General features: G+C 71.0%; 11 protein-coding genes. 5 read left to right on the top strand and 6 right to left on the bottom strand.

Going from position 1 to position 12,497, the window contains the following annotated elements; translation table 11 throughout:
- Positions 1-348: 348 nt before the first annotated feature.
- Positions 349-828, top strand: coding sequence for an erythromycin esterase family protein (locus ACZ5C2_RS11215; RefSeq protein WP_468789009.1), 480 nt, complete (start codon positions 349-351; stop codon positions 826-828).
- 78 nt (positions 829-906) lie between these two features.
- Positions 907-1,467, top strand: a complete 561-nt coding sequence (locus ACZ5C2_RS11210; protein ID WP_468789007.1) for an ester cyclase — start codon at positions 907-909, stop codon at positions 1,465-1,467.
- A 62-nt stretch (positions 1,468-1,529) separates the two neighbouring features.
- On the opposite strand, the gene ACZ5C2_RS11205 is transcribed toward ACZ5C2_RS11210, so the two are convergent.
- On the bottom strand, positions 1,530-5,150 hold the full coding sequence (locus ACZ5C2_RS11205) for a SpoIIE family protein phosphatase (protein ID WP_468789005.1): 3,621 nt from the start codon (positions 5,148-5,150) through the stop codon (positions 1,530-1,532).
- Between the two features lie 3 nt (positions 5,151-5,153).
- The gene (locus tag ACZ5C2_RS11200; RefSeq protein WP_468789003.1) at positions 5,154-5,360 is read right to left on the bottom strand and encodes a hypothetical protein; all 207 of its coding nucleotides are present in this window, start codon (positions 5,358-5,360) and stop codon (positions 5,154-5,156) included.
- Between the two features lie 485 nt (positions 5,361-5,845).
- On the opposite strand from ACZ5C2_RS11200, the gene ACZ5C2_RS11195 reads away from it, so the two are divergent.
- Entirely contained in the window at positions 5,846-7,261 is a 1,416-nt protein-coding gene (locus tag ACZ5C2_RS11195; protein WP_468789001.1) for a DEAD/DEAH box helicase, read from the top strand.
- 214 nt (positions 7,262-7,475) lie between these two features.
- The gene (locus tag ACZ5C2_RS11190) at positions 7,476-7,718 is read left to right on the top strand and encodes a DUF5302 domain-containing protein (RefSeq protein ID WP_468788999.1); all 243 of its coding nucleotides are present in this window, start codon (positions 7,476-7,478) and stop codon (positions 7,716-7,718) included.
- Positions 7,719-8,095: 377 nt separating this feature from the next.
- Here ACZ5C2_RS11190 and ACZ5C2_RS11185 read toward each other — a convergent pair whose 3' ends face one another.
- The 4 genes from ACZ5C2_RS11185 to ACZ5C2_RS11170 all read right to left on the bottom strand — a co-directional run bounded on the left by ACZ5C2_RS11185 (position 8,096) and on the right by ACZ5C2_RS11170 (position 11,029).
- Positions 8,096-9,367: a PP2C family protein-serine/threonine phosphatase gene (locus tag ACZ5C2_RS11185; RefSeq protein ID WP_468788997.1), complete on the bottom strand. Its 1,272-nt coding sequence runs from the start codon at positions 9,365-9,367 to the stop codon at positions 8,096-8,098.
- Positions 9,367-10,179 (bottom strand): alpha/beta fold hydrolase, encoded by an 813-nt coding sequence (locus ACZ5C2_RS11180; protein ID WP_468788995.1) that lies wholly within the window; start codon positions 10,177-10,179, stop codon positions 9,367-9,369. Before ACZ5C2_RS11180 ends, ACZ5C2_RS11185 begins: the two co-directional genes overlap by 1 nt.
- Positions 10,146-10,340, bottom strand: coding sequence for a hypothetical protein (locus tag ACZ5C2_RS11175; protein WP_468788993.1), 195 nt, complete (start codon positions 10,338-10,340; stop codon positions 10,146-10,148). The genes ACZ5C2_RS11180 and ACZ5C2_RS11175 overlap by 34 nt, the downstream gene beginning before the upstream one ends.
- 299 nt (positions 10,341-10,639) lie before the next feature.
- Entirely contained in the window at positions 10,640-11,029 is a 390-nt protein-coding gene (locus ACZ5C2_RS11170; RefSeq protein ID WP_468788991.1) for an ArsR/SmtB family transcription factor, read from the bottom strand.
- 93 nt (positions 11,030-11,122) lie between these two features.
- Between ACZ5C2_RS11170 and ACZ5C2_RS11165 the strand changes: the two genes are divergently transcribed.
- A partial coding sequence (locus ACZ5C2_RS11165) for a heavy metal translocating P-type ATPase (protein WP_468788989.1) occupies positions 11,123-12,497 on the top strand: 1,375 nt, incomplete at its 3' end.

Raw genomic sequence — 12,497 nt, 5'->3', positions numbered from 1 at the left:
CGGGGACCGGTGACGCGGTAGCGCTCGCCGAGAGCCGTGCGGGGGATGACACCGTCGCGGGCGCCGACGATGGCCGGCTTCCGATACCCGAGACCCTTGTGGCGGTGCATCGTGCCGACGTGCACCTCACCGCCCTCTTGTGCCCGTCCTCGGAGAGTGCGGCGACCGTGATCCCCGCCCTGGTGGCCAGGCGGAAGCAGCACCCTCGAGCTCGCCCCGGCCGCCGTCGCCGCGTCCGGGGCGCATCACGGACGCCCGCCGACACCGCGTCCGGTAGCGCCTGCGGTACTCACAGGAAGGCAGCCTGGGGGTTGGTGCGGGTCTCCCCGCGCACGGAAAGCTACTGGCATGACACCACGCAAGGCAGCAGTGCTCTCCTCGGCCCTCCTCCTCTCCCTGGGCATGTCGGCGGTGGCCACGCCGGCCACCGCCGACATGCCCAGGCACTCCTCCGGCCGGAGCGCGACGAGCGTGGTCCACGTGATCGAGCGCAGCGCCCACACACTGAGAAGCACCGAACCCCACGGCACGCTGCGGGACTTGGACGCGCTGGGCCGCATGGTGGGGAACGCCGAGGTGGTGGGTCTGGGCGAGGCCACCCACGGCTCCGGGGACTTCTTCCGGATGAAGCACCGGGTCCTGCGTCACCTGGTCGAGCAGAAGGGCTTCCGGGCCTTCTCCCTGGAACTGCCCTGGAGCAGCGGCGTACGGATCAACGAGTACGTGCTGTACGGCAAGGGTGACCTGGGCCGCATAGCCCGCGAAGAGTTCCAGGGCTCCTACCGTATCTGGAACAACCAGGACTACCTGAACCTGGCTCCCGGATGAACCCCGGCACTGGTCCACACGTTCAGTCAGACGGGCCGCATCTCCCACGGCGTCCACCCCATCCGAGGAGGTTCCACCATGTCGCGATTCGTCCTGCCGTCCGAGGAGGTTCTGCGCGCCCGCGAGAAGGTCGTGCTCGACCACTTCCGTGACGAGGTGCGCCAGGACTGGGACGCCACCCTGTCCACGTTCCCGCATCCGCACTACGAGCTCGTCGCCCAGATGACCGTGCACGACGGCGACGGCGCCGTGCGCGAGTACTACCGTGACACGCGGGTGGCCTTCCCCGACCAGGACCACGAGATCATCGCGTTCCGGCACAGCGTCGATGCGGTGATCGTGGAGTTCTGGCTGCGGGGCACGCACAAAGGGCCGCTCGGCAGGATTCCGCCGACCGGGTCGGAACACCGCACCCGCATGACGGCGTACTTCGTCTTCGACGAGCACGAGAACCTCGTCACCGAGCGGGTCTACTTCGACCAGCTGACCATCCTCAAGCAGCTCATCCGCGGTGTCGACAGGCGCAGCCCGCGTGGCCTGCTCCGGCTTGTCCGCGTCCTCAGGGGTGTCCTCGCGATGTCCGGTGACGCCCCCGACCCGCGGCTGCTCCAGACCACGCCGCCCGACTTCGTTCGCTGACCACGCCGAGCAGTGGGCCACGGTCGGACAGCGGGGGCAGCCGGTTCCGCGGGCCACGCCGGTCAGCCGCCGAGTGTCCCCGGTGTTGTCTGCTCCGCCCAGATGACCTTGCCCTCCTTGGTGTAGCGCGTGCCCCAGCGCTCGGCGAACTGGGCCACGAGGAAGAGGCCCCGTCCGCCCTCGTCCATGCTGGCCGCGTAACGCAGATGCGGTGAGGTGCTGCTGTGGTCGGAGACCTCGAAGATGAGCGCACGGTCGCGGATCAACCGCGCCTTGATCGGCCCTGTGGCGTGGCGCACGGCGTTGGTGATCAGTTCGCTGCAGATCAGCTCCGTGGTGTAGACGAGATCCTCCAGCTCCCACTCCATGAGCCGGGCGGAGACGGCAGCGCGTACCCGGCGAACGGCGGCGGGATCGCGCTCCACGTCCCACTCGGCGACCTGCCCCGGCCCCAGCATCCGTGTACGGGCGACGAGCAGTGCGATGTCGTCGCTCCGGGGCTCGGGGAGCAGGGCGTCGAGCACGGCGTCGCAGGTCCCCTCGGGCGACGGGTCCGCGCGCGCCAGCGTCTCGCGGAGCAGCCGGAGACCGATGTCGATGTCCAGGGCGCGGCGCTCCACGAGGCCGTCCGTGAACAGGACGAGCCTGCTGCCCTCGGCCAGACTCAGCTCGGTGGCCTCGAAGGGCAGCCCGCCGATGCCCAGGGGAAGGCACGGCGGCACGTCCAGGAACTCCACCCTCCCGTCGGGATGTACGAGCGCGGGCGGCGGGTGACCGGCGCTGGCGATGACACAGGTGCCGGACACGGAGTCGTAGACCGCGTACAGGCAGGTGGCGCCGGTGACTGTGGTCTTGTCGCCGGCCGTGATCGCGTCCTGGTCGATCAGGGTGACCAGCTCGTCGAGGTGGCTGAGGAGTTCCTCCGGTGGCAGGTCCAGTGGCGTGGAGAAGTTGTGCACGGCGGTACGCAGCTGCCCCATGGTGGCTGCGGCATGCAGTCCGTGCCCGACGATGTCCCCCATGACCAGCGCCACCCTGGCGCCCGGCAGCGGGATGACGTCGAACCAGTCGCCGCCGACTGCCTGTGCGGGGAGGTAACGGGAAGCGACCTCGACGGCGTTCTGTTCGGGCAGCCCGCGGGGCAGCAGTCTCCGCTGCAGCGCCACGGCCAAGCCGTGCTCGCGGGTGTAGCGGCGCGCGTTGTCGACGGAGACGGAGGCCCGGGTGGCCAGTTCGGCCGCGAGGGAGAGATCGTCCTGATCGAAGGGCTCGGGCCTCTCGGAGCGCCAGAAGTGGACCATGCCCAGCAGCACGCCGCGGGCGGACAGCGGTGCCGTGATGAGCGAATGGATCCCGTAGTCGATGACGCGGGAGCCCCGCGCGGGGTCCAGGTCCACTTCCTGCCATTGCGTGGAATCACGCAGATGAGGCACCAGGACCGCCAGGCCGCTCTCGACGGCGCGGGCCTGCGGGGAGGACGGCGCGAACGTCATCCGGTCGCCGACGGCGAACAGGGGAGCATCGTCGCGGATGCCGCTGACGGCCGCGCGCTGCATCCGTTTACTGCCGGTGTTGGCGCCGTCCGCCCCCAGTTCCTCCTCGCGCAGCACGGACTCGGCCAGGTCGACGGCGACGTAGTCGGCGAAGCGCGGAACCGCGACCTGCGCCAGCTCTTCGGCCGTACGGGTCACGTCCAACGTGGTGCCGATGCCGCCGGTCGCGTCGTAGAGCAACTTCAGTCGCCACCGGACCAGCTCGACCCTCTGTGACGCCTCGCCGATCATCTGCATCACTTCTTCGGTGCCGACCTCCTCCTCTCCGGCGACCGCGGCGACCGCGAGCCTCGCGGACGCGGCGCCCACCGAACCGGCGAGCTGGGCCTCCACGTGGTGGACCAGCTCCGGCGACGCTTCGGCTGCCGGTGAGCCGGCTCTGCCTCCCGGGGAGGAGAGCAACACGCGCTGGGCGCCCTCCCGCCCCAGGAAGCGTTCCAGCAGGGTCTGCAGTTCGCCGACCGTGGCACGGACCTGCCAGCGTCGCTCCCTGAAGGGCTCCTCGGGGACCCCGACGAACTGCACCGCCTGCGCCCGCTCGGCAGCGCCCGGTCGGTCCGCGAGCGAGACGACGACATACCCGCCGACGTTCACCAGCGCACTCCAGAACATCGCGTGACTGATCGGGTCCATCGCCGGCATGCCGAACAGCTGCTCCGGCCGAAGCGGCCCGATGCCGAGCGGGCCCTCCCGCAAGAACGAAGAGGACAGCAGCCCGGCATCGGCGAAGGTCGGCAGCACCAGCGTGTACGCCCACACGACGAACCCCGCCACCAGGCCGGCCAGCACGCCCCGGCGGGTTCCGCCCTTCCAGAACAGGCCGCCCAGGATGGCGGGCGCGAACTGTGCCACAGCCGCGAACGAGACCAGGCCGATCGACACCAGTGCCGTCTCCTCGCCCGCGACCCGGAAGTACGCGTACCCGAGCAGCAGGATCAGCACGATGGCGGCCCGGCGAATCCCCAGGACCAGCCCGGCGAGGTTGTCCCGGTGCGCCAGCCTGGACTTGCTGCGCAGCAGCAGCGGCATCACGAGTGAGTTCGACACCATGGTGCTGAGCGCGATCGTCTCGACGATGATCATGCTGGTGGCCGCGCTGAGACCACCGATGAAGACGAACAGCGCGAGTGCCCCCTGGCCTCCGGCCATCGGCAGGGTCAGCACGTAGGTGTCGGCGTCGGCCCCCTTCCCGAACCGCAGAAGCCCGCCTGCCGCGATCGGGAGGACGAAGGCACTGATCATGAGCAAGTACAGCGGGAACAGCCACAACACCCGTTTGAGGTGCCTCTCGTCGACGTTCTCGACCACGCTGATCTGCCACTGGCGGGGCAGCAGCACGATCGCCAGCATGGACAGCACCATGAGCCAGACCCAGGAGCCGTAGCCGGTCTGCCCACGCAGCGTGAACAGCGTGGTGTGGCCCGCGTCCGCCGCCCGGGAGAACAGGTCGTCGAACCCGCTGAACATCCAGAAGACCACGAAGATCCCGACGGAGAGGAATGCCACGAGCTTGACCACGGACTCGAACGCGATGGCGGCGACCATGCCCTCGTGGTGCTCGGTGGCGTCCAGATGACGGGTGCCGAAGAGGATGGTGAACGCGGCGAGCACCAGCGCCGCGTACAGCCCGGTGTCCTGCAGCACCGGGATATGACTCAGTTCCGGGGCGGAGGTGATCTCGGGGTGGCGCCGAATGGTCGCGAAGGTGATGGAGACGGCCTTGAGCTGCAGTGAGATGTAGGGAATGACCCCCACCACAGCGATGACCGTCACCAGAGCGCCCAGTGCGGTGCTCTTGCCGTAGCGGGCGGAGACGAAGTCGGCCAGCGAGGTGACCCGGTGCCGGCGGCTGATCCGGATGATCCTGCGCAGTACCAGCCAGCCCAGCGCGAGCATGATCGTCGGCCCCAGGTAGATCGGCAGGAAGCCGACTCCGGCCCTGGCGGCCCATCCGACGCTGCCGTAGTACGTCCACGAGGTGGCGTACACGCCGAAGGACAGCGCGTAGACCGTGGCATTGTTGATGACGCTCCGGCCGGAATCCGCCCGCCGGTCACCGTAGAAGGCCACGGCGAAGAGCAGGCCGAGGTACCCGGCCGAGACGGCGACGATGAACCAGGTCTGGAGCACTGCCTACCTCGATCTGCCGCCGATCACGGCGACCAGGCCGATGACGATCGCCCACACGAGAAACAGGTAGGCCGCGAGTACGGGGACGCCGAACACCTGGCCCACGCGATCGAACCGCGCCAAGAACGGCGGAATGATCAGCACGAACCCCAGCACCGCTACGGCCGTCAGGCGCAGACCGAGTTGCTCGTCGTCCCGCGACTCCGCCATGAGTCGCCTCCACATCCTCAATGTCACGCGTCGTGACGTGCGCCTGCATGCCGGTCATGTCACACCACGGGCCCCACCGGCGCCGCGGTGACGCGCACTCCGCTCAGTTCAGCACGGCACCGGGACGCCCGCTACCTCGCCGAACCGGGGCCCCACTACCCGCTGCGCGTGACGGGCGGCCGGCCGACGGATGGGTGACGCGGCGTACCGGAGCCGCCGGCGGAGGCTTCAGGTCGGCGGCGCGAGCCGGTGGACCGGGTCGGCCGGCGGTTCCTCGTGCGGTTCGGTCGAGGCCGCGACACCGGATGTGACGGTGGCTCGGGGCGCCGGTGTCCGGGCATGTCGCGATGCGATGCCTTGTGTTAGTGTCTTGCGTTTGCGTGGTCGTCGCGGTGGGCGATTCTGCCTGTTCGGTTCCCCTGGTGCGTGGGCTGTTCAGTCCTGCCGGGCCTTCCTCGGTACGTTCTCCTGCGGAAGGCCTGTTCATGAAGCATCCCGATGACTCCGGCATCGCCCACGGCGGTACCGCCCGGCCCGGGGCCACGACCCCGGCGCCGCCCACGGCCGTCTCCTTCGCCGGTCTGGAACTGCCGGGCGAACTGCTGCGGACACTGAGCGAACTCGGGGTGCGCGAACCCTTCCCCATCCAGGCCGCCACACTGCCCGATGCCCTTCGGGGGCGCGACGTCCTGGGACGCGGGCGCACCGGATCGGGCAAGACGCTAGCCTTCGGCCTGCCGCTGCTGACCCGTACGGCCGGGCGGCGCGCCGAACCGAAGCAGCCCCTCGCTCTGGTCCTCGTGCCCACCCGGGAGCTGGCCCAGCAGGTCACCCAGGCGCTGACGCCGTACGCCGAGGCGCTGCGGCTGCGGATGGCCACGGTCGTCGGCGGCATGTCGATCGGCCGGCAGGTCGCCGCGCTGCGCCAGGGAGCCGAGGTGGTCGTCGCCACCCCCGGACGCCTGCACGACCTGATCGAGCGCGGCGCCTGCCGCCTGGAACGGGTACGGATCACCGTGCTGGACGAGGCCGACCAGATGTGCGACCTGGGATTCCTGCCGCAGGTGGTCGACGTCCTCGACCAGGTGCGGTCCGACGGTCAGCGGATGCTGTTCTCGGCCACGCTGGACCGCGATGTCGACCAGCTGGTCCACCGCTACCTCCACGACCCCGTCGTCCACGCGGTCGACCCGTCCGCGGGCACGGTCACGACGATGCGGCACCACGTTCTGGTCGTCCACGGACCTGATCGCTACGCCGTCGTCACGGAGATCGCCGCCCGCGACGGCCGGGTCCTGCTGTTCCTCGACACCAAGCACGCTGTCGACCAGCTCACCCGGCATCTGCGGGCCAGCGGGGTGCACGCCGGGGCCCTGCACAGCGGCAAGTCCCAGCCACAGCGCACACGGACCCTGGCGCAGTTCAGGAACGGACAGGTCACCGTTCTGGTGGCGACCAATGTCGCGGCCCGTGGCCTGCACGTCGACGACCTCGATCTCGTGGTCAACGTCGACCCGCCCACCGACCCCAAGGACTACGTGCACCGGGCGGGCCGCACAGCCCGCGCCGGTGAGTCCGGCAGCGTGGTCACACTCGTCCTGACGGGCCAGCGCCGCGAGGTCAGCCGCATGATGGCCGGGGCCGGCATCGAGCCGACCGTCACCAAGGTGCGCTCGGGCGAGGCGGAGCTGAGCCGGATCACCGGCGCCAAGGCACCCTCCGGGACCCCGCTCGACGGCGGGCCCGCCGCCCTCCGGCCCAAGAACACCAACGCTCCCTTCCGTGGCCTCGGCACCAGCAAGGACACCTCCCGTGCCGCAGGCGGCAAGTCCCGGAAGGCCGGCGAGGCCCGCAAGCTCGTCGAGGCCCGCAAGGCCGCCCGCGTGCGCCGCAGCGGCTGAGGGCCGGACCGCCGGCCGGTCTCCCGTCCACGGGCTCACGGCGCATCCCGGCCCGCGGCCCGCCTGTGCCTCTCCCCCTACGAAGCGAACGTCCTTGGAATCCGGGAGAGGCACATCCGCCGAAATGTGGCGGGATGACGTTGCCGGTGCCCCGCACCACGCCCGGCATGACAAGCTGTGCTTTCACCACCCCGCCCGAACCCAGGAGGTCACCATGACCGCAGAGCCCACAGCCACGGAAGGTTCGGAGCCGACCGACCCCGAGACGCCCCCCTTGGCGCCGGACAGCGACGGCAACTACGACCTCAAGCGCAAGTTCCGCGAAGCCCTGGCGCGCAAGCGCGGTGCGCAGGCGGACTCCGCCGATGCCGCCGCCAATCCCAACGCGTCGAAGGTGCGGGCGGCGCACGGCCCGGCCGCGAACCAGCGGTCGTTCCGGCGCAAGAGCGGCGGCTGAGCCGATCACTCCCGTGGTCCGGCCGCCTTGCGGGGATCGGCCGCCGGAGCCGGAGCATCGGGGGGCGGGGCCGTTCCGCGAGGTCCCGCTGCCCCGCCCGGTGCGGGCAGCGATCGAGGGGTGACAGGAGAAGCACGGCACCACGCAGGAGGGCTGCTTTCCCCGCGGACCGCACGCGTCGGCGCTCCATCGGCTCCGTGCGGTGCCCCTGCGGAGGCTGAGGCCGCCGAGGTCGAGGACGAGCTGCTGACCCGCATGCAGGGAGAGCCTGGGCAGCGCATTGCGGACGTCGTCGGCGGTGTGGTGGTCCAGTTCCCCGGCGAGCGCGATGACCGTTCCGGCGGGGATGGTGCGGGTGCGGAGGGCCGGGTGCTGGGTCACTCCTGCTCTTCACCGGGAAGCCGGGGCACGTGGATGGCTAGGACGGCCGTGTCGTCGTCCACGCCGGTGCCGAAGGTGTCGAGCAGGTCGCGGATCGCGCCGATGGTGGCGGACGCCGTGGTGGGTGCGAGGGCGCGGCCGAAGTCGAGAAGGGCTTCGTCGCCGTAGCGTTCCGCGTTGCCGGCGGTGGCGTTGATGTGGGCTTCGGTGAGGCCGTCGGTGTGCAGCAGCAGGGTGTCGCCGTTGGCGAGGTGGATGTCGGTGGTGGCGATGTGGGCGTCGGACAGGACGCCGATGAGCTGCCCGCCGGGGGTGGGCAGGTAGTCGGCGGTGCCGTCGGCCCGCATCAGCAGGGCGGGCGGGTGGCCGCCGCTGGCCAGGGTGATGTGGAAGCCGCCCCGCTCGGGGTCCGGGGTGAGCAGGCCGAAGATGACGGTGCAAAAGCGGGGGTCGGTGCCCTCGTACTCGTGGTTGAGGACCGTGTTGAGGTTGGCGAGGACGGCGACCGGGTCGGGGTCGTAGACGGCGGCGGCGCGCAGGCTGTAGCGGGCCAGGGAGGTGATGACCGCGGCGGCGGCGCCCTTGCCGCACACGTCGCCCAGGAACAGGCCCCAGGAGCCGGCGGACAGGGGGAAGAGGTCGTAGAAGTCGCCGCCGACCTCGTCGATGGAGGCGATGTGGTAGTACGCCGAGACGTCCAGGCCGGGTACGTTCACCAGCACCGGCGGTAGCAGAGTCTGTTGCAGGGTGGCGGCCAGCTGCTGGAGGCGCTCGCGTTCCTGATCGGCTTCCTGGCGGGCGCGCAGCAGTTCCGCTTCGTAGGCGCGGCGGTCGCGGGCATCGACGACGGTGGTACGGATCAGCAGCGGCTGCCCGTCGTCGCCGGTTTTCACCGTGGACGTGACCAGGACCGGCAGGCGCGAGCCGTTGGCGGCCTTCAGCTCCAGGGCGATACCGCTGATCTCGCCCTGCATCCGCAGCAGCGGGGCGAAGTGTGTCTCGTGGTAGAGCCTGCCTCCGACGGTGAGCAGCTCGGAGAAGTGCCTGCGGCCCACCAGGTCGCCGCGCCGGTAGCCGAGCCAGTCCAGCAAGGTGGCGTTGACCTTGACGATCCGGCCGTCCAGCAGCGTGGACAGATAGCCGCATGGCGCCCGCTCGTACAGATCTTCGGCACTGTCCTCGAGCAGAGCGGCGAACTGTGCCTCCTCATCCGAAAAGCTCTCGCCCTGTTCCGGGCCCCCGCCTTCTTCGTCGCTGGCTGTGCACATTATTGGACGGCTCCCGCGAATGCGGCGATGGCCGCGGCGGTCTCCTCGGGGGCGGAGAGCTGGGGGCAGTGTCCGGTGGCGTTCAGCGTGATCAGGCGGCTGTGCGGGATCTGCGCGTGGACGAACGCGCCCACCTCGGGCGGTGCGATCGCATCGTTGGAGCACTGGGCGACCAGCGTGGGAACACCCACCTCGGCGAGGTCGGTACGGTTGTCGGACAGGAACGTCACCCGGGCGAAGACCCGGGCGACGTCCGGGTCGGTGCGGCAGAAGCTGTTGGTCAGCTCCTCACCCAGCTCCGGCCGGTCGGGATTGCCCATGATGACCGGGGCCATCGCGCCGGACCAGCCCAGGTAGTTCGCCTCCAGCGACTCCAGCAGCTCCTGGATGTCATCAGCGCTGAACCCGCCCCGGTAGCCGGTCGCCGGGTCGTCGACGAAACACGGCGAAGGTGCGAGCAGCACCAGCCCGGCGAATGCCGCGGGCTCCCGCACGGCGGCCAGCACACCCATCATGGCGCTCACCGAATGCCCCACGAACGTCACCGGGCCGAGCGCCAGCTCCCGGCACAGCTCCAGCACATCCTCGGCATACCCCTCGACCGACGAGTACCGCTCCTCGTTCCACGCCGACAGGTCCGACTGCCCCGCACCCACATGATCGAAGACAACGACGGTGAAGTCACGCTCCAGGGCCGGCACCACCAGACGCCACAAGTTCTGATCACACCCGAACCCGTGCGCCAGCATCACCACCGGCGCACCGGCGGCACGCCCGGTCACCCGCACGTGGTTCCTGCTCCGCGCATCCATAAGGCCCATGCTCGCAGATCCCGGAGCAGCAGGGCCTCGCAGAGGACGTCCGAGACGCCGTGGTCGATCTCGCCGCGCACGGCTACGACCCGGACGCCGCCGATCCCGTGGTGTCCGATGACGAGCCGGTGGGGCCGGTCGCCGCTCGCGGGGTCGGCCACCGTCTCCGCGACCGCGAAGCGAGCTGGTCCGTTCAGGGCGCGGGGCCATCGGCATGCGTCGACACGGGCGCCGCGTGCCCTCGGCACCTACGTTCGGCCCGGGAGCGTTCGCGTGGCCGCTGGTGCGGTGAGCCCTCGTGGTCGCTGTGCGTGACCGCTACGGCAAGGCTGCCGCGGGTCCGCCCGGCGGCGGCCAGGGCGCTGGTGGTGGTCGCGGTCACGCCTGCCGCGCGACCCGGACCCGCCGGAGCTGGACGACGACGGCGAACAGAGCTGTGGCGCCCGGTAGCTTCCCCTGCTCAGTGCCCATCGGCCGGGGCGGCCGCGGGGGCCGGGGTGTCGCGCAGACCCAGGCGCAGGTGCTCGACGTGGTAGAGGGCCTGGTCGAGGAGCTCGGCGACGTGGTCGTCGTAGAGCGAGTACACGATGGAGCGGCCCTGCCGCTCGCCGGTCACCAGGCCGAGGTTGCGCAGCAGCCGGAGCTGGTGGGAGCAGGCGGAGGCTTCCATGTCGACGGCTTCGGCGAGGTCTCCGACCGAGCAGGGACCTTCCTGGAGGCGGGCCAGGATGTGGAGCCGGGAGGGCGTGGCGAGGGCCTGGAGGGTGGCGGCGACGTCGGCGGTGCCGACCGCGTCGAGGCGGCTGCGGGTGGTGGCGCTGCCGGCGGTGGTGTCGCGTCCGTGACCCATTCCCCCATCATACCGATAACACCTGAAGACCTGTTCAGATGTTCATGTACGGTAGGGCGTAGCCCCGTCCCGCCCGTGAAGGGTTGTTCCGTCATGTCTTCCGTCCTGGATCAGCGCGCCGCGCCGCCCGCCGGCGCCGCGCCTCCGGTACTGTCCCGGCGCCGCACCCGCCTGCTCGCGCTGCCCGAGGCCCGCTGGGCGCTCGCGGCGCTGGTGCTGTTCCTCCTCGCGCTGCCGGTCCACCTGCTGGACGGCCCGGCATGGCTGTGGGGCACCCTGTTCGCCGGGACCTACGTCACCGGCGGCTGGGAACCGGGCTGGGAGGGTTTGCGGGCCCTGAAGGCAAGGACGCTGGATGTGGACCTGCTGATGGTCGTCGCCGCCCTCGGGGCCGCCGCGATCGGCCAGGTCCTCGACGGCGCGCTGCTGATCGTCATCTTCGCCACCTCCGGCGCCCTGGAAGCGGTCGCCACCGCCCGGACCGCCGACTCCGTGCGCGGTCTGCTCGACCTCGCGCCCACCACCGCCACCCGGCTTCTGCCGGACGGCACCGAGGAGACGGTGGACACCGGGCGGCTGGCGGCCGGGGACACCATCCTGGTCCGGCCCGGTGAGCGGATCGGCGCGGACGGCCGGGTCCTCGACGGGGTCGGTGACGTGGACCAGGCCACCATCACCGGCGAGCCGCTGCCGGTCTCCAAGCAGAGCGGGGACGAGGTGTTCGCCGGCACCGTCAACGGCACGGGCGCCCTGCGGGTGCTGGTCGAGCGCGATCCGGCGGACTCGGTGATCGCCCGGATCGTGAAGATGGTCGAGGAAGCCTCCGAGACCAAGGCCCCTACCCAGCTGTTCATCGAGAAGATCGAGCAGCGCTACTCCATCGCCATGGTCATCGCCACCCTCGCCGTCTTCGCCGTTCCGCTCGCCTTCGGCGACACCTTCTCCTCGGCGCTGCTGCGGGCCATGACGTTCATGATCGTGGCCTCGCCGTGCGCGGTGGTGCTCTCCACCATGCCGCCGCTGCTGTCCGCCGTCGCCAACGCCGGCCGCCACGGCGTGCTCGCCAAGTCCGCCGTCGTCATGGAACGCCTCGGACGGATCGACACCGTCGCCCTGGACAAGACCGGCACCCTCACCGAAGGCACCCCCCACGTCATCGACCTGCGCCCCCTTCCCGGCAGCGGCCTGGAGGAGGATGCGCTCCTCACGCTGGCGGCCTCCGCCGAGCATCCCAGCGAGCACCCCCTCGGCAAGGCCGTGGTCACCGCCGCCCGCGAACGCGGCCTGCCCCTGGCCGACGTCGATGGCTTCACCTCCACCCCGGGGCAGGGGGTCACCGCCACCGTCGACGGTCGCACGGTCGTGGGGGGGGGGGGGGGGGGGGGGGGGGGGGGGGGGGGGGGGGGGGGGGGGAGAGAGGGGGGGGGGGGGGGGGGGGGGGGGGGGGGGGAGGGGGGGGTGGGGTTTC

This window comes from Streptomyces sp. NPDC031365 (assembly GCF_055569765.1).
The sequence above is the reverse complement of the archived record's forward strand: the minus strand, read 5'-3'. Positions and strand labels throughout refer to the sequence as shown.